The sequence below is a fragment of the Vibrio sp. 10N.286.45.E10 genome, from assembly GCF_002874195.2.
Classification (GTDB): domain Bacteria; phylum Pseudomonadota; class Gammaproteobacteria; order Enterobacterales; family Vibrionaceae; genus Vibrio; species Vibrio crassostreae.
This window is the reverse complement of record NZ_MCWD02000001.1, coordinates 1,201,103-1,222,405: the sequence shown is the minus strand read 5'-3', so window position 1 is coordinate 1,222,405 and position 21,303 is coordinate 1,201,103. Positions and strand designations below refer to the sequence as shown.

The 21,303-nt window shown below is 43.6% G+C and carries 17 protein-coding genes; 10 read left to right on the top strand and 7 right to left on the bottom strand.

The annotated features are described in order from the left end of the window. The first annotated feature begins 201 nt into the window (after positions 1–201). The 5 genes from BCU34_RS05365 to BCU34_RS05345 all read left to right on the top strand — a co-directional run bounded on the left by BCU34_RS05365 (position 202) and on the right by BCU34_RS05345 (position 7,354). Complete coding sequence (locus BCU34_RS05365) at positions 202–963, top strand: YdcF family protein (RefSeq protein ID WP_102480591.1); 762 nt, start codon at positions 202–204, stop codon at positions 961–963. Positions 964–1,425: 462 nt separating this feature from the next. Beyond that, on the top strand, positions 1,426–2,898 hold the full coding sequence (locus BCU34_RS05360) for an aerolysin family beta-barrel pore-forming toxin (RefSeq protein ID WP_102480592.1): 1,473 nt from the start codon (positions 1,426–1,428) through the stop codon (positions 2,896–2,898). A gap of 175 nt (positions 2,899–3,073) precedes the next feature. Next, positions 3,074–5,353, top strand: a complete 2,280-nt coding sequence (locus tag BCU34_RS05355; protein ID WP_102480593.1) for a hypothetical protein — start codon at positions 3,074–3,076, stop codon at positions 5,351–5,353. Positions 5,354–5,357: 4 nt separating this feature from the next. Then, positions 5,358–6,977, top strand: coding sequence for a M91 family zinc metallopeptidase (locus BCU34_RS05350; RefSeq protein ID WP_102480594.1), 1,620 nt, complete (start codon positions 5,358–5,360; stop codon positions 6,975–6,977). 194 nt (positions 6,978–7,171) lie between these two features. Further along, complete coding sequence (locus BCU34_RS05345) at positions 7,172–7,354, top strand: hypothetical protein (RefSeq protein WP_017077989.1); 183 nt, start codon at positions 7,172–7,174, stop codon at positions 7,352–7,354. A 233-nt stretch (positions 7,355–7,587) separates the two neighbouring features. Here the strand turns inward: BCU34_RS05345 and BCU34_RS05340 are convergent, their stop codons facing one another. After that, on the bottom strand, positions 7,588–8,109 hold the full coding sequence (locus BCU34_RS05340; protein ID WP_004734880.1) for a DUF2058 domain-containing protein: 522 nt from the start codon (positions 8,107–8,109) through the stop codon (positions 7,588–7,590). A gap of 402 nt (positions 8,110–8,511) precedes the next feature. Between BCU34_RS05340 and BCU34_RS05335 the strand changes: the two genes are divergently transcribed. Next, positions 8,512–9,846 carry a sphingomyelin phosphodiesterase gene (locus BCU34_RS05335; protein WP_102480595.1) on the top strand — a complete coding sequence of 445 codons (1,335 nt, stop codon included), beginning with the start codon at positions 8,512–8,514 and terminating at the stop codon, positions 9,844–9,846. A 39-nt stretch (positions 9,847–9,885) separates the two neighbouring features. Then, positions 9,886–10,836 (top strand): chromosome partitioning protein ParA, encoded by a 951-nt coding sequence (locus tag BCU34_RS05330; protein ID WP_102480596.1) that lies wholly within the window; start codon positions 9,886–9,888, stop codon positions 10,834–10,836. A 24-nt stretch (positions 10,837–10,860) separates the two neighbouring features. Here BCU34_RS05330 and BCU34_RS05325 read toward each other — a convergent pair whose 3' ends face one another. Beyond that, positions 10,861–11,895: an AraC family transcriptional regulator gene (locus tag BCU34_RS05325; RefSeq protein WP_102480597.1), complete on the bottom strand. Its 1,035-nt coding sequence runs from the start codon at positions 11,893–11,895 to the stop codon at positions 10,861–10,863. 170 nt (positions 11,896–12,065) lie between these two features. Between BCU34_RS05325 and BCU34_RS05320 the strand changes: the two genes are divergently transcribed. Together BCU34_RS05320 and BCU34_RS05315 are read left to right on the top strand one after the other, a co-directional pair. Beyond that, complete coding sequence (locus BCU34_RS05320; RefSeq protein ID WP_102480598.1) at positions 12,066–13,079, top strand: DUF2804 domain-containing protein; 1,014 nt, start codon at positions 12,066–12,068, stop codon at positions 13,077–13,079. 46 nt (positions 13,080–13,125) lie between these two features. Beyond that, a complete protein-coding gene (locus tag BCU34_RS05315) occupies positions 13,126–13,974 on the top strand; it encodes a sterol desaturase family protein (RefSeq protein WP_102480599.1) in 849 nt (282 codons plus the stop codon). 55 nt (positions 13,975–14,029) lie between these two features. On the opposite strand, the gene BCU34_RS05310 is transcribed toward BCU34_RS05315, so the two are convergent. Further along, the gene (locus BCU34_RS05310; protein WP_102480600.1) at positions 14,030–15,859 is read right to left on the bottom strand and encodes a ricin-type beta-trefoil lectin domain protein; all 1,830 of its coding nucleotides are present in this window, start codon (positions 15,857–15,859) and stop codon (positions 14,030–14,032) included. A 281-nt stretch (positions 15,860–16,140) separates the two neighbouring features. Between BCU34_RS05310 and BCU34_RS05305 the strand changes: the two genes are divergently transcribed. Beyond that, a complete protein-coding gene (locus BCU34_RS05305) occupies positions 16,141–16,887 on the top strand; it encodes an ADP-ribosyltransferase (RefSeq protein WP_102433214.1) in 747 nt (248 codons plus the stop codon). A gap of 50 nt (positions 16,888–16,937) precedes the next feature. Here the strand turns inward: BCU34_RS05305 and BCU34_RS05300 are convergent, their stop codons facing one another. From BCU34_RS05300 to BCU34_RS05285, 4 genes are read right to left on the bottom strand one after another with little or no spacing between them, the layout of a single operon-like run. Beyond that, the gene (locus BCU34_RS05300; RefSeq protein ID WP_102479079.1) at positions 16,938–19,388 is read right to left on the bottom strand and encodes a carboxypeptidase-like regulatory domain-containing protein; all 2,451 of its coding nucleotides are present in this window, start codon (positions 19,386–19,388) and stop codon (positions 16,938–16,940) included. A gap of 54 nt (positions 19,389–19,442) precedes the next feature. Further along, positions 19,443–20,153, bottom strand: coding sequence for a molecular chaperone (locus tag BCU34_RS05295; RefSeq protein WP_102479078.1), 711 nt, complete (start codon positions 20,151–20,153; stop codon positions 19,443–19,445). Further along, on the bottom strand, positions 20,150–20,587 hold the full coding sequence (locus BCU34_RS05290) for a DUF4402 domain-containing protein (protein WP_102433211.1): 438 nt from the start codon (positions 20,585–20,587) through the stop codon (positions 20,150–20,152). The genes BCU34_RS05295 and BCU34_RS05290 overlap by 4 nt, the downstream gene beginning before the upstream one ends. Before the next feature lie 52 nt (positions 20,588–20,639). Then, a complete protein-coding gene (locus tag BCU34_RS05285; protein WP_102479077.1) occupies positions 20,640–21,074 on the bottom strand; it encodes a DUF4402 domain-containing protein in 435 nt (144 codons plus the stop codon). Positions 21,075–21,303: the final 229 nt, after the last annotated feature.

Genomic DNA, 21,303 nt, shown 5'->3' with positions numbered 1-21,303 from the left:
GCCAATATTTAGAAAGGTGTTATCGAACAATAAACAAGCGATTTTTAGAATGATCTCATTGATAATTGTGTTTAATAGGAAAAATCGTGCATTTGTTCAATAAAACAATGAGTTAGCTATGAACGATTAACATAACTGATATATCATGCACCGCTTCAGTATGTCACATCATTTTGGCACCAGTTCGATAACAGGATCCTCATGAGCTTTATTATACTTTTACTTCTTCTACTCTTCGTTTTCATAACACGCTTACTTCAATGGCGAGCAACCTCCACTTTTTTATCTCTTGTTTTTATATCGTCATTTGTGTTGATTGGTTCAGGTTTTATCCCTCGCTATTTATTAGATGACCTGCAAGCGAATTACGAAAGTAAGCCTGAAATCCAATGGTCAGATAATAATTCGATTGTTCTTCTGGGTGCAGGCACGCAGCTAATTAAAAGCAGACAAGAGTTCGAGCCTGCCTTTTTCTCTTATGGCCGAATCAGCGAAACAGCCAGCCAATATAAAGATTGTTCGGAAACGCAAGCCACTTGCAAAGTGATCATCAGTGGTGGCGATGCACAAAACAACGGTGTCACCGAAGCAGAAGTTTATCAACAACAATTGCTGAGACTTGGCGTTCCGATGGGTGACATCATTCAAGAGCCAAATAGCGTCAACACTTGGAAGAATGCACAGCTTACTAGTGACCTAATGAAGCATCATAAATTCGACAACATTGTACTGGTTTCATCTGGCCTACATATTCGTCGCAGCGAGCTCTACTTCAACCACTTCGGCTTGAATGTTGTTCCAGTGAGAGCCGATTATATGGCGGCTCAAATTTCATGGCTGCCATTGTGGTACAACTTTGCGGTCACAGATTTTGCTATGCATGAACAGATAGGATTTGCTCGTTACAACATCTACAACTTTATGGGCTGGAACAGCAAACGCGAAAAGCCAGGTGATGCGTAATAAGACACTTGCCGATTACCGAGGGCTGCTCTAAGTAAGGTAGTCAAATCACTATAAATGAAAATGCAGCGATAACCCTTGGGTTATCGCTGCATTTTTGTATCTGTTTTGTCTATGTTCTTTACCAACTATGCAAAACAATCAGTATCAACCTGTTTGTTGAACTCGCCACCTTTCATCATTTCATCGAAAGCTTTACACACACCTCAAAAGGTATCCCGTACCTGAGTACGCACCGCTCAATAAAAAAGACAGAGAATAAAGAGAAAAATCTTTATCAAATGATACTTTAATCATTAAATGAGCCTGAAATTAAAGAGAATTTCTTTTCAATTCAATTCAGTATTTTTGCGATCGTTTTATATGACAGAGTACACGCCGCTAGGAGCCCTCGGCTTCAAAATAACACATATAAATAATATCTAATAAAAAAGCCAAACAATGGCAATTAGGAACTCATTAATGTTCAACGTCAGTAAAACTGCGCTCTTTATCGCTGCCACATCATTAACGTCTTATTCTGTTAATGCCAAAATCTATTCAGACCAAGTCGTGTTGGATAACCTCGGTGAAGATATCTGCCGTTCCGATTATCGTCCGCTCAGCAATACAGAAGCTCAAGAACACAAAACCTCCCTACTATCTCGCATGAATGTATGGGACATTATTGGCCTTCAAAATGACTGGGTGATCATGGGGTCTGGCTACCACGGGCTCATCAAACATGGGCAACCAAGCGACAATACTTGGTGCTACCCCAACACCCCAGACGCAGGCCTGCCATACTACGAAGCGCAAGCCATTGAAACGAACAACAACCTTGATGTTCAAAACGCTTTAGTCAGCGACAACACGAACTTTATCAGACCACTGAGTTACTTAGCCCATAACCTGGGTTACGCTTGGGTTGGAGGCGATAGCGCGCGTTATGTGGGTCAAGATATGGCGATTAAACCGCTTAACAATGGTTGGGAGATTAAAGGCAATAACGATGGAAGCTGTGCCGGTGATCGCTGTAATGAGAAGGCAAGCATCACTGTAGATAACTTCGCTTACACGCTCGATAACACATCGTTTTTACACGGCTCTATCACAGAGACCGACCAAGAGCTGATTGAAACCGTCTCGGCTTATGCGATCAATGATGGAGATCAGCCTAAACAAATCATCGTTGACCTTCATTTTCAGCAATCCACACAATGGCGTAAAACACAGCGCTTCGACCTTGCTGATTCAGTCGTCATTGATGAAACCTTTCACTGGCCACAAGTTGGCAAAACAGAGGTAAGAGTCGCGCTAGAAGAAGGCCAACGTTTCTCTGATACCAATAGTGGCGCTCATTTTGAGCCGACGGATCTACAAGCCATCATTACCGTCCCTGCTCATTCCGTGCTGCCTTTTCAAGTCGAGTTCTTACGCTCTACCATCTCTTACCCATACCGTATCAAGACCAACATGAGTTACGACGTGAACTTTACAGGTTTCCTTCGTTATAGCGGCAACGCGCTAAGCTCACACCCAACCAACCGCCCTACTGTCTCACACACCTTCACCATGGGAGCCACCAGCGAAGATCAAGCCAATATCCGTTACCAGTGGGATCACCGCTATATTCCTGGAGAGATGAAATGGTGGGATTGGAGTTGGGCAATCAACACCAATGGCTTGAATAGCATGCAGTACGCCGCAGGTGCCAGTGTGCGTCCTTTCTACACCTATGTTTCAGGCCAGTTTAGTGCGGAGTCACAATATTCTGGAATGATAGATATCGGCGCTGAGCACGCTGCTAATTCATTTGATGTCATAGAGGTATTAACTAACCACACAACCTACTACGCGGGTGATATTAAAGTGGTTACTGATTTTAACCCTGCGACTCTTGCTCGACTTGGGTATGAAGATGCTCAGCTTGTGATAAACCCTTTACAGCAGTAAACAAACTCATATCTCCCCCCTTACCTAAGCTCATCACTCTGGTGGTGAGCTTTTTTTGTAATACCTCTATCAACACAACCAAACCTATCTTGAATCTCAGAAACCAAACAAGGCTCGTACCAGTTGGTGAGAAGCTATCTCGATAGATACAGCTAACTATCCAAAAAGAAATACTATGAAAAACAAAAACACGTTATGGCGGTTCGCTGCGATTATATATAGCCCCATATCTGTCGCATTTTGTCTTAGTGACGACGTCCAAGATACTCAATCATTAGATGCGATTAACCAGAATCGTATAACGTCATGGGCTCGGAACGAAGTTTATTCAGAGCCACAGTTTGGGATTGCACTAGGCGAACTCGAGCAAGATGCTCATACGAACTCTTTTTCGGCAGCTTGGCCACAAACAGAACAAGCACTAGCGAGCGTCCCTCAAACTTTTGAAAGTCCACTAAGCGAACAAAGTCTATTCAGTCGCCTCGGTAAAGCGGGCTCTTCTACGTTGGAAGTTTTAGGGCCAGTTGGAGATGCGGTCGCTGTGGGCTTTTGGCTAGACAACATGGTAAGTACATTCTCTAAGGAATCCTCTACCCGTCTTGATGAAGCCGCTTCTGTTTTTTCCATCATTCCTCTCGTTGGTGACGAGTTAAACCTATTGTCGAATGATATTAAGTACTTCGCAGCGAAAGAAAAAATTGAAGAGTTTGAAAGCCAATCACATTACGTGTTTAGTGACCACTCGTCAGAGTTTTATCGCTTCCATCACAAAAAAGAGGACGCAATTACTCTACTTAACAAATACGACAATCACGTATTACAGAGTGCCAAAATGTATGTCGACCACTTACTTCTTGAAGCTAACACAGAATATCGCCGACTGACCGCTGCATACGATAGGCAACTCTCTAAGCAAATGGCACGCATTGATTTAGAAATGTTGAAATCTATCGCGCATGTATCGCCTGAATCAAATCTGCACCAACCTCTATGCCACAACGTTCACTCCTCTGTAACAGAACTAGAACGCTGTATTCGCACTGAAGGGCCCTCACGTATTGGCAATTTAGTTAATAACCTAAACAAAGATGACTACCACGCGCTCGCTTTAAAATTACATAGCAAGAAAAGAGAGCTCGTTGAAATCGCTTTACGCCGACTATCCACGCACAGAATGAACATAGTTAAAAGGCTAATAGAAAGGTCAAAACCTCACGTCGCATCGATCATAACACACAGCAAAATCAACCGAAGTACATTGGAATTTCAAGTCAGGCAAAGTGGACTGAGAGAGTATGCAAACGAAGTTTGGGGACTTGATTATCTCAGTGAAGAGCAACTTAAAACGGCTACCTTTGAGGTGCGTCCAGCTAGAGAGTGCTGGGGCATTCCCGCCATTGTACCCGGAGGCATTCAAGCTTCTGTCGATGCATGTAAAGACTCAGGTCCATTATACGATACTTACCACCCTAAAAAGGACCCAGAGTTATCAGAAGTGTTGCTAAGAAAGGTTGAACTTAATGTCGAACAGTATATTGCATCAAGAGTTATTGATGGTTGGCAAGCTGGCTTATTTAAAACTCACTTAATCAACACTGCTAACGCCTACATATCAGGCCAGTCGTCGAACAAACTATTTGAAGAGCTCCTGTCCAAGTTAGCAAACAAGGAGGCTCTCCCCTACCAAACGTCTTTCAATGATTACTTAGAGAGCAAAGGAGTTGACAGCTCTGACCCCAATAATCGCAACAGTTGGTATCAGATTAGCCGTTGGTACGAGCTGCTGCTAACAGAACGACCAAGTGGTGGGGTATTAGATCAAATCAAACAATATGAAATTTTTAAACACTTTATTCAGCCTCAATTCAAGATAGCTATTACCCTTTCTTACATACGCTCTCTCAATTACTCAGTACCCTACCCAAGCGTATACTCTGCAGCAAACCTTAGGTTTTATGCCCCTCAAATGGCAGACATACTCGATAACGTGATGTCGCAACCTGGCACTAACTTTGAGCGAAACTTTCAAAGCGCCATTGACAACATAACGGAAAAGGCTATGAAAGCGACAAATGCCAACCAACTTCAGTATTTATTGGGCGATCTTTCTCTCTATCTTCAAATCGCACAGCATCAACAGTCAGAATCAAATATATCAACCAACAGTAAACATCAACTGTTCAACAGCACGCTATCACCTCTTCATCTGAGCTACCTATCACAAGACCATCAAGACACCATTGCGTTTCAAATTGGGGAGATCTCTACCCACCAGCTTTGGTCGGACCTAGTCGCTATCAAGAGCACGTTAAGCCAAGGGGATATTCAAACGGCAGTTACACAACTAGGAGTCATCGTAAAGGAGGATGACTTTACTATGCTTCCACACATCAACCATCTGCTGCTTAGAGAGCTAGAAGATTGGATTGAAATCCAATTGGCACTAGAGGAATAAGTCTATGAAACATAACATTACACGAATCTTCTTGGTCTTGTTGCTGATCATTAATTCAAGCGGTACATTTGCTGGAAAAGGTTCTGAATTTGGACTCTTTTATGATGATCCAGACGGCGTAAAAGTCATCGAAGGATACAATTCCACGGCTTATGGAAACCTCTATCGCATGTCCAGAAATCTATACGTGCAAACCAAGAGTGACGCCTACCTTGCAGACATGAGCGTGTTAATTCGCAACCTGCAACTATCGCCAACAGGGCGTGAGATTTTGCGACAAATCGCGACCTACGAACCAGTAAATGCACCCGATGATGCTGTTGAACCGTTAGTTGAACATACGGTTGGAGTCGATCAATCAAAGGCCACTGTTGTCACTGTGATCAGGGAGCCTGAAGGCCCAGGCCGACTATTCGAGACAGTACCTTCGATATTCGAAGATCAACAAAAAGCTTCACTGGCATGGCAACGACAATTCAATGGTAAAGGTGTATCGAATACAATACTCTTCTCCACCACAGAAATGGTTAACATTCCAGGAAAGAACACACCATTTGATCAAACTGTCGCTTTAGGACATGAGCTCATCCACGCTCGAGACTTTGCTTCTGGCGCTGTTCCACAAGGCAGTACACCTTTGTCTCATCGACATCCCGACACCAACCAAATCACAGAATATGTCATTCCGAATTATGAGTACCAAACGACAGGAATTACACACTACAACAATGCTGAAAATGGGCGAGATCCTGTAACGGAAATCAGTAGTGCCAGACAATCAATGATCAACCTTCGCGAAGAGATGTATTTCCATTGGAAAGCACTGGGACAAGAAAAGGCTAAGGCGTATTTAAAAAATGAAAAAGTAGTGAGCGAGTTTCATTTGGCTGATGATCTAGGAAAAACGAAGCGCAATACTTATTGGCCAAAAGAGCACTACGACTATCAACCCTATGCCCTTGAAACTAGACCATCTGCAACACCTCAGCATGCCCCTAAATGGGATACCGTAGAAGGAAAGCAAGCTCATATAGAAGTTAAACAAGCACTCCAAAAGTCATTAAGTGAAGGGAACAAGCCAGCGATTGTTATCGTTGACGCTACCGAACAGCGTCTTTCTCAAAGCCTGCAAAACTCGCCAGCGCTTACACGAAGAGGCCTTAGTAACCAAAGTTCCATTTTAAAATACGCAGCTCAGAACGACATTAAAGTGGTCAACCTATACAGTGCCGCGAATGAAACGCCACTGGGCTCGCTAAAGAAACGGAAAAAGAACCTGCTGTATCGAGCAATTTCCGGTCAAAGAACAGGCGAGACACAAGGTTATCGAGATGTTCAGTACAACGAAGGCAACCAAACAGCCCTAACCTCGGCACTGGAAGACAATGACGAAGTGTTAGTGATGGCCTACTCTGACGGCAAAGTAACAACCAATATTATCGACAATCTTTCAGAAAACATGCAAAAACAAGTAGTGGTATCGCGATACGCTAACTTGGATTACCAGCCATCAAACCTCAGCGCAGAAGAAAGCACGGCCTGGAAATCGCTAGGAAGAAAAGACAATGTAAGAATGCTTGGAGGTGGCAGTCGCTCTCGCTTCAATATATGTAGCATCCAATAAAAAAGGCTTAAAAAGCCAGTTTGCCATCAATAAACGTCGTATACAACTGGCCCTTTGTTAGTGATTAACCGCAATAGCAAAGGGCTGGTTTATTACAAATAAACCCGTTGCGTGACTTAAAAATGAAATCACAACGAAACAAAAGTTTGAGTTAATGGGGCCGGTTATACACTGGGATTCCATCAGGAGGATCTATGAAACACTGCCCATCTTGTTCAACTGAACTGGTCGCAAGAGACGATGTACAAATTTGCCCACGCAATGAAATCGGCGACTGCTATTTTGATGGTTATGAGCAATATCAACTCGAATATCATCAGCTTAAAAACAACCAACAAGACTCAACGTTCGACATCGCAGACATTGTTGCCGATTAGCAGGCCAAAGCCTTAGTCGGTAACCTACTTACCTACCAGTAAAGCGGTCGTAAGTGAGACACTGGCAATGAATTATTTCTCAAATATAGAGACACGACCGGTTCAGATGAGCCCGTAAATAATTCTATGCAGTTGCCAACATTGAAAAAGCCCCGATGCAAGACGCATTGGGGCTTTTAATACTTCTTCACGCCACAAGTAACTGACGAATTAGATAGCGGTTTAGTCGAGGACTACCACATTAGATCATCAGGGATCACGAAGTCTTTGTACGGGTCATCTTCGTCTACTTCATCTGAGCTTGAAGCTTGAGTATCAACGATAGATTCTTCGTCACGCATAGCGATCTTGTTCGCTACTGCAGTAGGGATAACAACATAGCTTTCGCCTTGACGCGCGATACTTAAGATACCTTTACTGAGTTGCTTTTGAGTCAGATCTTCTACGTAAAGATATTTAACTAGCGTACCATCGGTGAAGTTGTATTTGATCTCACCATTCTTCTGTTCGATCTTGTTCATCTCAATCAGTTGCTTCACTTGAGCTTTAATTTCTTTGCTCAACTGTTGTTCTTTCAACTGTTGGTTTAACTCTTTGTCTTTCGCTTGCTGCGCCAGTTTAGTTTCTTCTGCTGCCGCTTTTGCTTCACGAGACTGAACGCGAGACTTTTTAGAGCCCTTCTTCGCCTTCTTTAATTTTTTCTCATTTACCAAGCCAGCTTTAAGCATTTGCTCTTGGAGTGTTAACTTTGCCATGACTTTCCCAGTTCAGGATTAAAAACGACACTATCATACCTGTTTTTGAGGAATCTGTTTACTGAACAATGGCAAAATTTATGCTGATAGAGCAAGGCGGTTAGCGTTATCCCTTATCGTGATTCACAGCATCCATTTCTGGTTATTTCCCGACCTATGATTTCCACGAAAACACACCACTAGTGACTTAGCCTTAAATCCAAATCGTTCTTCTGTTTGTTAGCGTGCGCGCGTATCACTTATCATTCCGACAAAGCAATATGTTAATTATCAATGAGTAATCGAATTTATAAAACTATGGCATATATCTAATATTTGGATAATTCTGATAGAGTTATAACTCCAATGTCATAACTCTTTACTACGTTATTCTTTAAACCAATCAGTAAGGATAACGTGAAAATGAAAACTCAATGGACTTGCCTGAGTGCATTACTTGTATCAGCTTCATTCATCTCAACCTCGGCTATTGCAGATACCGATGTGTACCTGACCAACAACACCAACCAAGTGATGACGATTCAAACCATTCATACTGGTACCGACCTACTTCAGTTAGGTGATGAGTGGCAGCAACATGTTGAACAAATTGGCCCGTGGGAAACCAAAAAGCTGATAAGTTTCAACCGCTGGACAGGCGTGAAGTCCGGTAAGACATACGAGTTTGACACAGTAGTCTCAAATTCTATTGGGGAGAGCGTCACACTTAATCAAATCATGGAAGGACATTGGTACAACTCAACACTGCAACACGGTTTGAGCGCAGCAGACGTCGACTTAACACTGCATGATGATCGTAATATTCACCGTAATTCAACCGATGCTTTTGATGTGAATACGGAGCTTGCCTCCAAAGCTGATAACACCGCTCGCTACGATGATATTTACTATACCATCACCCCAGAGAAAATCGATGAGCAACCAGAGCCAGATGCCAACATATTGAAAGTGATGACCTACAACATTTGGGCTCTACCCGCTATCGCTTCGCACATCGGTGATCGTTACGACCTCATCCCTCAATACGTTAAGGGCTACGACGTATTGGCGCTTCAAGAAGTGTTTGCCAACGGACGAGATGAGTTCCTGCGTGAACTGGCAAAAGAGTATCCTTACCAAACTAAAATGCTCGATAAAGAAGGCATCAACATCTACGACGGTGGCGTGATCATTGTGAGCCGCTATCCTATCGTCAACGAAGCACAATACGTATTCCCTGATTGTACGGGCACAGATTGTTTCGCTGACAAAGGGGTGAATTACGCTGAGGTCATCAAAAACGGTCAGGCTTACCACGTGTTCGGTACTCACACCGCTTCGTTCGATACGGACACAGCGCGTGACTATCGTCAGCGTCAATTTAGACAGATGCGTGAACTCGCTCAATCACTGAATATACCAACCTCAGAAACGGTGATTTACAGCGGCGATTTCAACGTGAACAAGCTGAAGTTCCCAAGCGACTACCAACAGATGTTCGCCAACCTGCAAGCCACCGAGCCTGATTACTCCGGTTATACCGCTTCAACTTTTGATCCGCGCATCAATAACTTTGCGGGTGCACCTATGTCGGGTGGTGAGAACGTCGAATACTTGGATTACGTGGTGGTGAGTTCAGAGTATGCACAAAAAGCTCACAACAATAACCGCGTTGATGTTCCTCGCTCTACCAGCAGTGAATTATGGAAGCACTACAACCTTTCAGACCATTTCCCTGTTAGTGCTGTCATCAAGTAGCGCGGTGAACGGATAATGCATCGAGTTATATTAATCCTAATGCTCGTCGCGGTGACGAGCATTGTTGGCTACTCATGGTCATCAAAATCAATTGAAACACCGCAATCTTCTGTTCAACACACAGAAGCAAAAAAGCACGTTTCTAAAACAATTGAGGACAATAGTCCCACATCAAAGACGGCAAGCTTTTCAGACAATCCCGTTTCGCAAGGTAAACAAGTCCAAACTGAAAACCTGCACGGAAAAGTATATGCAGAAGACCTAATTGAACTTGAAGGTAAATCGCTGCTGAATGAACTCGATAAGTTTTGGACGCTTTGCCAACAAGTGGGCAATTGCACTGAACAACTCGCGCAGTTGAAATCTAAATTACCGATAGAATGGTTTGAACTATTAAGTGATTACCCCAAGCTATCTACTGATTGGCAAGTAATGGAAAGCACAATTCCACTTGAGTCCGTTGACTCTTTGGAAGCGCGTGTTGAGCTGTTTAAGCAGTCTGCACAAGAGGTTTGGGGAGAGTTAGCCCACCAGCTATTTGCCGATCAATTTGCGCATCTGAACTTTACGCTCAGAGCAAACACGCTTGAGGAAGTTGAGCCCACAGAATTTATCTCACACTACCAAGATTTACTCGCTGAGTGGGCAAACAAAACAGGGACATTAAATGCAGAGACTCCGGCTCAAAAATACGAGCTTGCTGTCTCACTGCTGCCAAACAGCTACAGTTCTGCCGAGCTAGCGACCATCAAAGTTGAACTTCAAGAGACATATTTAGATGCAGCACAGGCCGATAATATCGCCGCGCGTGAACAACAAGTGGTGCAACAACAGCAGACTGTGATGACGTATCACGAACAGCTGGATCAATTAAAATCGAGCTTAGACTCTCAACGCTCTGCAAGTCATGCCAATTGGGATACTCAGGAATGGAACAGTTACTATCAACAACAAGTAACTGAATTTCGTGAGCAGTTCTTCAGGAAATAAAGAGAGACAAAAGTTATAACCAGATTAAGTGAGGCCTTTACGAAACTGCGCCGGTGTTTTATTTAGCCAGCTTTTGAATGCTCGTCTAAAATTAGCGGGGTCGCTATACCCTAGCCTTTCACCGATGTCATCGATACTCATTGCTGTGCCGAGTAACAACTCTTTGGCTAATTCGACCCGGACTTCAGTAAGTAAGGCTTGATAACTGGAATTATGAGAAACCAGTTCTCGTCTGAGTGTGCGAGAACTGCAACCAAACTCTAGTGCGAGTTGCTCTATAGTCGGAAAGCTACCTGCGGTTTGATAAAAGATCGTTTTGATCTGATTCGTTAATAGATGTTCAGAGTCCAGAGTCTCCACTATCGACTGACAAGAAGCGAGATAGCGCTTCAGTGTCGCGGCATCATGAGTCAATAAGGTTTGCGACAAAACCGAGGCATCAAAACGTAGTTTACAATGGCTTTGTTCAAAAATCACCGGACACTGGAAACGCTCGTCATAGAGCTTGGCGTAATTGGGGCGAGCATAAGGCAAAGCCAAAGTGTGAATATCCAACTCATGACCAGTCAGTTCTTTGAACAAAGAGACGATTGAACTCAAGAAATACTCACTGCAAAAAGGCAGGAGATCGCCCACTTCCAGGGTGTTCTCAATCTGAATCACTGCTTGCTCGGAATCTAGAAACAATTTAACCGAGAAAATAGGCCCGTTTAAACGCAGGTACTTGAAGCCCGACTTGATGGCCTCCCCGACATTTTGACTGGTCGATAGCGCATAACCCAACACACCAAAGTGGCTCAGACTCGCGTGTTCTCCCAACCAAAGCCCTAAGCCATCGTGAGGAAAGTTCTGGTTGGCCGCACTGAAGATGGACAGCTTATCCGCGTAAGTCAGCTTCCCATTGGGGTTTTGCCAATCTAGGCTTTCTAACCCGGCACCAGCAAGTAGCGCTTCAATATCCACGCCTCTTTGCGCCAGTGTATGCAGCAATAACGCGACATCCAATGTGCCCAATTGGTGGCGATGCTCCGTTGGCATATACTCCGCGATAGTTTCCAATTAAATCCCCTTATACTGAGCCTATTCCCACGCTCATGACCATACAGATTCGATAACCCACACTGACAAAATCGTGATTGATAACCTGCTCTTGTCCGATTATGACCTCCCAATTTTACGTTACTCGTCGCACAATGCTGTTAATTGTTAAATTTATGTGAACCATCGCAATGATAAAAACAAATCCGGCTCCATACAGTTTGATTGATTCTAATGGTCAGCCGATCATTGGACATTTCGATGGCATCCCCAAACACCTGAACATCGAGAGCTTTGACTACCGAAACTCGATGGATTCAAAAGCAAACTCTTGGCAGAAGCACTTCCACTACAAACAATTCCAATTTGTCAGCATCGTCACCGACACACACATTATTGGTGTCGCTATCGCGGATATTCGCTACTTGGGCTCGGCATTTTGTTATCTGTACGATATTGAAAACAACCATCTAGAAGAGTCATCTTGGTTGAGGCCATTAGGGTTTTATAAACAAGTTACCGCTTCACCATTTGACGGCACGACAAACATTGCAGGCCAAAGCATTACCTTTGAGATTGAAGGCGGACAATGGCAAGTTCGCTTGAATACCAAACTCATCAAGGCCGATATCGCTTTACAGCCTGAAGCCGACAGCTTGCCCTTGGCGATGTGCAGCCCAACCGGTTATTCAGGTTGGACTTACACCCAAAAGCACAATGCTTTGCGCATCAGCGGCGACATCCAAATCAAAGGAGAATCACTCGATCTCGAACAAGCTCGTGCCAGTTATGACTTTTCAGCGGGCTACATGAGGCGTGAAACCAGTTGGCGCTGGGCAAGCATTAACACGCAATCCAATGGCACAGATATTGGCCTAAACCTCGCGGCGGGCGTGAATGAAACCGGTACTTGTGAGAACGTATTGTGGGTTGATGGCTCTAGACACCTACTTAACCCTGTGCACTTTATGTTTAACCGAGATGATATCGACCAACCTTGGACAATCACATCGCAAGATGGGCGCATCAACCTGACGTTTACCCCTATTAACCAACGCAGTGAAAAGCTCAATTTATGGGTACTTAAAAGTAACTTCCGTCAGTTCATCGGCCACTTTTCAGGTTCAATTCAAGACAACGATGGGAGCATCCATCAGCTAGAGAATGTGCTTGGTCTTACCGAAGATCATTTCGCACGCTGGTAGCGCACCTAGTCACGAAGCAAAAACAAAAAAGGAACAGGAACAGGAAATGGATATCGACTCACTGATCAATCACCCAGAATGGCTACTGCTTGTGTTAGCTCCGTTGTTCATGATCTGTATGTTGGCCGAGTATTTCATTGGTCAAAAGCAAGGTCGATTACCCGACAATTCGAGTTATAAATTGTCTGAAGTGCTCTGTAACTTTACGTTGGCGGGTATGCACCAGCTCTCCGATTTGTTAACCGGATTACTGATTGTTCAGCTGTATCTTTGGTTATTCGGCTGGCACTTAATGGATATCGAAATGGGCGTACTGAGTTTCATTGTTTTGATGGTTCTGCAGGATTTTTTCTATTATTGGTTCCACCGTGCAAGTCATAGAGTCCGTTGGATGTGGGCGGCACACGTGGCACACCATAGTTCAGAAAGCATGAACTTCAGTACGGCTTTCCGTCAGAGTTTAATGTACCCATTTGCAGGCATGTGGTTATTTTGGGTGCCTTTAGTCATCATAGGCTTTGACCCTAAATGGGTGATATTTGTGGTGCTTTTAAATCTCGGTTTACAGTTCTTTGTGCACACCCAATGGATAAGAAACCTAGGCCCATTCGAATACATTTTTAACACACCCTCTCACCACCGTGTACATCACGGCAGAAACCCGCAATACATAGATAAAAACTACGCTGGTGTTCTTATCATCTGGGATAAGCTATTCGGTACCTTCGAACCTGAAATCGAAATAGTGCGTTACGGTGTCACCAAGCCTGTAAACAGTTTTAACCCGATAACGGTGACCTTTCAAGAGTGGAGAGCTATATGGACAGACCTCAAGAATACACAGCTCTCGCGAATGCAGAAAATCAAACTGATGTTTTCCCCGCCTTCCGATTAACATCTGCAAGTTGATAGAATAAAAAAGCCCGCATAACGCGGGCCATCAATTCAGTTTATTTCCAACGCCACTGGCTACCGTTGATATCAGCACCCACCAGCCAAGTACGATCATTCCATTTCAGGGAGTTCGCCAAACCATTCTTCAGCTGGCCATTATCCCAACGCCATTGTTGAGTCTCGTGATTACGGCACTCCTCTAAACTGATATCTATGCCATTTTGGTCAAGGCAAATATCCGGTGCCGCTTTGTTGATCAACTTTCCATCCACATTCATTTTCCACTTTTGATTGTCCCCATCGTGACAACTCCAACCATAAATGAGTAAGCCTGAATTAGAGCCAGCAACTTCGGCATCCAGACATTTCAATCCATCTTCTGAATCAGTAACAATACCTCGCCATTCATCATCGGACTGAATACCGCTCGACGCTTCAAACAAAGCGTTTACGACCGATGTTAGTGGTTGAGTACTGCGCGATGCTCTGCGAGCGTTATCTTGCCAAGATTGAGGAACGGGCTGTGTAATATCCCACTGACCTTGGCCATCGTAGTAAGACTTAGCCACCGCTTGAGGAGTGGGTGTCCATAAAAAATCTGGATGTCGATTCTGGTACCATTCGCCACCGATTGCGTTGCCATTCTGATCAAGTTCCAGATCGTAGTAATAAGTGACGTTGGTAATGCCATCGAAACGAGGCGAATCACTATCTCTATGAGTTGGAGATGTCTCAACCACATAACTGACTACCATCTGAACCCCAACCACACTTTGAGCATTTGAAGAGCGGTAATTAGAAAACCTGTCTTTACGGTAATCCTGCAAATCAATGGTTACTGCTGATGGTTGAGAAGCTGTTTGGTTCGTTTCTGGGTTAAAATAGGTCACCTTGTAGCCAACAACGGGCTGATTCCAAACTTGATAATCATAGGTTGCGTCCATGATTAAGCTTCGCTTGGAAATGCCCAATTGATTTACGATAGATAGATGCCAACTTGCTGGATTTGTATCCGCGCAATTTGGATCAATAACACGCCCATTTTCGTCTCTCATTGGATCTTTTATGTTGCAGCGCCCACCAATAAAACGAGAATTAAACGGCGCTTCAGACCATAGCAATGTCCCGAGTGCTTTAATATCTGACGGGTAGAAAGTAAGGAGCTCACCATTTGCGTCAGGTACAATCAACGATTGCTTTGGTCGTGGAAGCATATATGCTGCGGGGGCCCATCCGTGACAAAGCCCCATCCAACGCTCCACATGTCCACGAGACTCATAATACCGCTTGCCAGAATCCCACGAACGTTGAGTCAGAGTGAAATCCCCATCTCCAACCAGAAGATCGTACTTTTCTGCTGGCGACAGGTCATCACGGTCTTGACCCTGATAGAACGCTAAGGGCTTTTGCGTATTACTAAAATCGAAATACGCATTCCAATTATTCGCTCTAAGTTCCTTATCTGCATAACGCCAAGCGAGTGCACCAGAATACAAAGGCCAATACGTATCTGACCACGGCTGAACATCGAGTCGTGTTTGATTTGGAGCCACTTGAGACAATTGGTTTAAATTGCGAATTAGACCATTCCCAGAGTCAACTAAACGAGCAGGGTTATCGTTTTGTTGAATCGGTGATAATAAAAATTCTGATATTCCCGAATTTATCTCTCCCCTTCTAATTATGGATTCTCTCATCAAGTCTCGGTGACTACTCATAAATTCAGAATTCTTGGAAAAGATAACATGGCCACTTTTTTCAGGAACAACATCCATAACCGCCTCGGGCGATCCATGAAACGCCTCCATGAAATCGGTTACTTGTGAATCACTAGCGGCTACAGCATATGGGAGCATCGCTGACAATAAAGTTACGATCGTTTTCATTAAAATTTCTATTCACTCAGTTACTATCATTAGTGATAATAATTACCATTAACAGGACAAGGTAAGCAGAATGGTTCGCTTTAAGGGATAAATCAATTTCACGATCGTGCCAGTAAATAAAACTGTGATTCGCTTTCAAATAACACGTCCAATTATCTTCTTTACTAATTAGAGCGTAAATTATCTATAAATAATCAGGTAGATACGGAATATTTATTATTAAACAGAGAGCATATCACATATAATAGAAAGCTATTAATACAACAATTATAATTACTAAAATGAAGAATTTGCACATTCGCTACTTACTTGCCCTTTGCCTTACGGCGATACCTTTTACTTCTCTTGCTGAACTCAAATATAACGCTGAGTTCTATAGTGCCGATAACATTGAAGCCATTATTGAAGATATGTCCGACCCAGGAATTGAATCGAATTATGGGGACTTTGCTAAGATTCGATCGCAGCTTTATCAGCAAGCAGGAATGCAAAATCAAGAGCTGAGCTATAGTGAGATCGAAGCCTTAGAAAGGTATCAATACGATGCTTACCAGCCAATAAGAAGGGGCTTAGCACAAGGTAGGATGGATGAGGAAACAGAATCGTTAGTGAAAGAAATCGATTCTGCGTTCAAAAATGGCATCAAATACCAAGGGACGGTTTTTCGCGGTGAGAGCTTACTCTCTCCTTATGGATCGAACGTAAAGGTTGGAGATATCGTCAGCCCCTCTTCCTACTTATCGACGTCTATCTCGAAAACATCCTCTTATACTTTTCATAATGGGCAACTTTCGCGCTTTGAGCTCAATCTTGGTCAACACGGTATCGTGATACCCACGGTGCGCGATGATGAACTAGAAGTACTCATTAATAGAAACTCTCTGTTTGAGGTCACTGCTATCAATACCACGCCGGAGGGAAATCAGGTGATCTATCGTGAAATGTCAGCAGAACAAGTCGGCATGCGCCCTATAAAAGATCTCCATTCAGGAGAAACCCTCACGGTAGCGGAAGCCTGCGTCTACTAGTGAGCGTTAAGATAAAGGCTGAGAACATCGATTCTCAGCCTCAACTAGCATTAATAGACCTTATGAAAGTCGATCAGCTGGAATGTTAAGTCGCTTACCCAAAAGTCCCCTTCTAGCTCGGCACCTTGCACGTATCTTTTGTCGCCCATCTCTAAGGTGATAATGTACTTTCCAGCGATCAGCCCTTCTACCATGTAAAAGCCATCGCTCTCGATTTCGCTCGAATACTCAGTCCCTTTCTGAATGTGTTTGAAGTGCAGATATGCATTGCTCTCGATAGCGCCCTCCACTATGCCATCTACCCCAAATGACACCACCATTTCGATATTCGCATGAGTTAATCCAACCTGTTTGGTATTCACAAACACAGGGTTTTGAATCGGTGTGAGGTTTAGGTCTAACGCCCCTTCATCGATATAGATGGGCAGATTGCTTCGAGCAGGAACACTCGAAAATTCAAAACGCCCTTTTGCATCGCTCACCGCACGTTGGTCCAGTATTTGTAAGCTTACACCCGCGATAGGCTGCTTGTGGTGGTCATAAACAATTCCAGTCAGCTTAGAATGGTTGTATCGGTTCCATTCGACAAACTCACCGAAGTCTTCATCAAAATAGGTTTTAGCGCCAAATTCAGTGGTCACCTCCACACCATAACGGTCTTCGTTTCCTTCCAATTTGAAGAGCAGATAAGGGTTCACCCGCGCTTCTAGAGAAGCCGAAAATGACACCTCTTGCTTTTGATATCTTGCGGATACATTAGTCGTAAGTTCTTGAAAAGCATTAAGTGGGTCCAATATGCACTCTTTGCACGCGTTCCTTAACGAAAACTCGGTTCGTTCATGGTGTCCAGAGCCATTCACTGTGCCCGAGACATTCCAAGATGTGTCTGAAAATCCGCTCTTGGCTAACCCTATTGTGTGTAGATAATCGTCTTTATGGGAGCTCTTGATATAACGATAGTCGCCAGCATAAGAAAGAAATAAGTTGGGAGATACCTTGGTGTTAAACTTGGGCTCGACACTCAATTCTTTCTCGTCATCTCTCACCGTCAAAAATGCGGTTAGGTTGGCTAGAGAAAGGTTATATTTGAAGACGTGGTACTCCATCGACTCCAAATCTAATTCATCAGTTTTATTGAGCTCTATCAAAGCGGATTGGTCGCTTCCCAACAAGATATCAAACTCCATTGGAAAGCGGTCGAAATCAGGTAACCAACCGATGTGACCTGCAAACCAATGGGTGGGCAAGTATCGCCCCTGAAAACCAATCAGGTCCTTACCGTCTTGTCTCATAAAGGCGCTGCCTACGGTGAAGTAATCCGCGAGTCCGTACTCCAAAGAGACGGCGCCCGCTCGATCTGCTCCTTCATTCCCGACGACTTGAACGCCCCATTCATTACTAGGAAGAAAGGCATCTTCTAAACCTGCTACCGTGATCTCTTCTTCTCTCCAAACTCCCTTTGATAGGTAGTAACGAAACTTGATGGTGTCACCGGGTGAGATGTTGTCTTCTTCAACAACAAAGCGTCCAAACTCATCAGAGCGATACGTGGTTTGATAGATGCCATTCACCAACACATCAATACTAATATTAGGCTGGGTGGTACGTTCTAATTGCAGGTTACCAAACTCAGGTTGTCGCTTTCGATTAGTGTAATAAAGGCCGTCTTCCAATGTTTGATTGACGGTAAAAACGCTGCCATCCAATAACACATGACCTATTTCTAAAGAGCCTTCACCTTCATGAGCTTCTACCGCAATGTTGTAGTAAACGATGGGGTTATCTTCTCGTGAGTCTATAGACAAGCGAGATAAGGAATGTTCGGTGCTTAGGATAGTGTCGGAAATGGCGTAAACATCGCCGCCGGTTTCACTATCGTGATAAACAGAAGCCGCCACTCTTGTTGCCAAACCCACGGTCGCAAGTGGCTCTATAACTGGAGTATTACTGGCACGCTTCAACTCTTCGGCTTTCTTACGGGATTCATTTTTGATCTTAGAGATCACTGCTTCCAACTCGGTTAACGAACTGAATTCCGGGGAAACGGTTAGCCGATAGTCATCAATGTCCCATCGGATTTTGGCAGGGATACAGGCTTGTAAGCTGTACCAGTGGATGTAGGTTTCTGAGTCAATCACTTCAAATTTGATCGACTGGATATTGTTGTCATCGCGATAACAAAGCGCTTGCTCAGAGTCAACAATATAAGGAGGTGACTCTCTGCCTACATCTTGTGGCAAGTAGATTTCGCAATAGCCGTTCTCATCGCACTGCCCATTCATCTCTAGCAGAGAAAACGCGGCATTTGATATCGAAATAAACGGCTCTTCGTAATCATCCATCATGACACGATAGAAACTATCACCGACTTGCCCTACTCGAACTTCGATATGAGCAGGATAAAGCTCAATCGCCTCACTTTCCCCTTCTGACTGCGAAAGAACGACAAATGGAAACAGTGAACAAAGCAAGGCAAATCGACAAGCCAAATGTTGAAACATGGATCTTGTCGTCACTCAGTTGAGCGCACAATCACTGGCAACACACAGTTCAAGCTACAGAACACATTCGTACAAAGGCTGGTCGTTCTGCACCAATGAAACTTTCGAGCCCTTTGGTAGCGGTTTGGTTAATTCTGCATTTCGAAGTAACACCACCTTTTCGCTGTGTTCGTCGACATTCAGTTTAGCGCTGAACTGGAAATTACCGTCATTCGTGATCTTGAGGTTCTGATCATCACATTGAAACTTCACATCTTGTACCTGCTCACCTTTTTGTACATAAACCGGGACATAACTGTTGATATGAAAGTTGAGTTGAAACGCAGAACCGTTGTTAGAACGAACCTTTCTGGATAAATCAGGCGGTGAGGCTTCAACAGCCTTCGCGATAGGCGAAAACCATAGGTAAGCTCGATATTCGCCATCTGGCATGTCGTCTGGCAATGCGTTCATGCGTAAGCGAACAGTGCGTCTTTGGTTGGGTTTCAATTCACGAATAATCGGCGGTGACACTTTAATCCAATCAGCGATATTTTCAGACTCAGCAATATTCGCGTCGGTACGAACTAACCCACTGGCCTTGACTGGTCGATAGATTGGTTTGATCTCCAATCGAATCGGTTCATCCGAATTGTTCTCCACCACGATTTTTTCCGTCACAGAGGTATCAGCATCTAAGACAAAACGAGTTGGAGCGATTAGGAGTTGAGCAGAGGCTTGTGCCGTGAAAAGTAAGCCGAGAACACATGAGATAAACAACTTCATTTATAATTAACCTCAAAAGGAATTGTACTGGTATAAACGCCAGCGGGATGATTAGCGCCGATTTTCACTCGTGCACCAATACACAGTAGTTTGCTTCTTCCATTGCCTTTGATTTTGGCTCTGCCTCGCTTTGATAAGCCGCAACCAAAATAGAACTTTTTAATACGAAGACGTTTGGATTTACGAGAATGGTTGAGGTACTGCTTAGAGGGGAGCGAAACCACGATCTTTTTACCAGGCTCGCCTTCAACATAAAATCGAACTACGTAAATCTGACTATTAGCCGGATTAGCATCAGCATTTTGCCCCGAGCCAGAGATATACATACCCGGAAATTTCACCTCCATATTTTCAGGAATGATTTCCAGAGCATGAAACGGGCTTGAATAAAACGTCAGACCGATATAAATCGCGTATTTGAATAGAAACTTCATCGTAAAAATGGCTGCTCTACAACAGCCACAATATTATACTGATTTCATTTAATTACTGGTAAGTTACATCTACTGCAACGTTTGCAGTATAAGTACCAGCAACTAATGTTGCACTTGAAGTACGTGCAGTGCCGCCAATATTAAGGTTCGCATTACCACCCGTTAGGGTTATAGCGCTATTAAAGTCGAATTCCGCCGCAATCGTATTTGCACCGTTAACTAAGTTAGTGTCAGAAATACTTACTGTTACTGCATCACCTGATTCTCCAGAAAGCGCAAATGCCGCAGCTCCCGCATCACCTTGAGCGATAACAACATCTGTTGTGTTATCTGAAGTGATGATCCCGAAATCTAGATCACTGGTTTTTGTCATTGTAATTGCTTGTTTTACTTCTAGTGTTGCATCAAAAGTGTCACTCACAGCGAAAACGTTCGCTGAAGAGATAGAAAGTGCAGAGACAGCAACAACCTTAAAAATTTTGTTCATTTCTTTAATCCTTTATATAAAATCGGCTTTATTATTAGGGTTACCTAATAGTTAATCAGAGTTAACAATTAAGTAACAGCAATCCTATTTATAAAATATATACATTGACACTAATTTATAAAGAAATGAGGCGCAGTGAGAATAAGATCACGCAAATTGATATAAATAACACTAACAAAAATAGTGGTATTTAGGTGTTTTTATTAATTATATATAAAACTGGTTTTAC

What these genes read in the sequence shown, in the direction of transcription:
- BCU34_RS05365 (WP_102480591.1), top strand. Translation starts at nt 202, where the DNA reads ATGAGCTTTATTATACTTTTACTTCTTCTACTCTTCGTTTTCATAACA.
- BCU34_RS05360 (WP_102480592.1), top strand. Translation starts at nt 1,426, where the DNA reads ATGTTCAACGTCAGTAAAACTGCGCTCTTTATCGCTGCCACATCATTA.
- BCU34_RS05355 (WP_102480593.1), top strand. Translation starts at nt 3,074, where the DNA reads ATGAAAAACAAAAACACGTTATGGCGGTTCGCTGCGATTATATATAGC.
- BCU34_RS05350 (WP_102480594.1), top strand. Translation starts at nt 5,358, where the DNA reads ATGAAACATAACATTACACGAATCTTCTTGGTCTTGTTGCTGATCATT.
- BCU34_RS05345 (WP_017077989.1), top strand. Translation starts at nt 7,172, where the DNA reads ATGAAACACTGCCCATCTTGTTCAACTGAACTGGTCGCAAGAGACGAT.
- BCU34_RS05340 (WP_004734880.1), bottom strand. Translation starts at nt 8,109, where the DNA reads ATGGCAAAGTTAACACTCCAAGAGCAAATGCTTAAAGCTGGCTTGGTA.
- BCU34_RS05335 (WP_102480595.1), top strand. Translation starts at nt 8,512, where the DNA reads ATGAAAACTCAATGGACTTGCCTGAGTGCATTACTTGTATCAGCTTCA.
- BCU34_RS05330 (WP_102480596.1), top strand. Translation starts at nt 9,886, where the DNA reads ATGCTCGTCGCGGTGACGAGCATTGTTGGCTACTCATGGTCATCAAAA.
- BCU34_RS05320 (WP_102480598.1), top strand. Translation starts at nt 12,066, where the DNA reads ATGATAAAAACAAATCCGGCTCCATACAGTTTGATTGATTCTAATGGT.
- BCU34_RS05315 (WP_102480599.1), top strand. Translation starts at nt 13,126, where the DNA reads ATGGATATCGACTCACTGATCAATCACCCAGAATGGCTACTGCTTGTG.
- BCU34_RS05310 (WP_102480600.1), bottom strand. Translation starts at nt 15,859, where the DNA reads ATGAAAACGATCGTAACTTTATTGTCAGCGATGCTCCCATATGCTGTA.
- BCU34_RS05305 (WP_102433214.1), top strand. Translation starts at nt 16,141, where the DNA reads ATGAAGAATTTGCACATTCGCTACTTACTTGCCCTTTGCCTTACGGCG.
- BCU34_RS05300 (WP_102479079.1), bottom strand. Translation starts at nt 19,388, where the DNA reads ATGTTTCAACATTTGGCTTGTCGATTTGCCTTGCTTTGTTCACTGTTT.
- BCU34_RS05295 (WP_102479078.1), bottom strand. Translation starts at nt 20,153, where the DNA reads ATGAAGTTGTTTATCTCATGTGTTCTCGGCTTACTTTTCACGGCACAA.
- BCU34_RS05290 (WP_102433211.1), bottom strand. Translation starts at nt 20,587, where the DNA reads ATGAAGTTTCTATTCAAATACGCGATTTATATCGGTCTGACGTTTTAT.
- BCU34_RS05285 (WP_102479077.1), bottom strand. Translation starts at nt 21,074, where the DNA reads ATGAACAAAATTTTTAAGGTTGTTGCTGTCTCTGCACTTTCTATCTCT.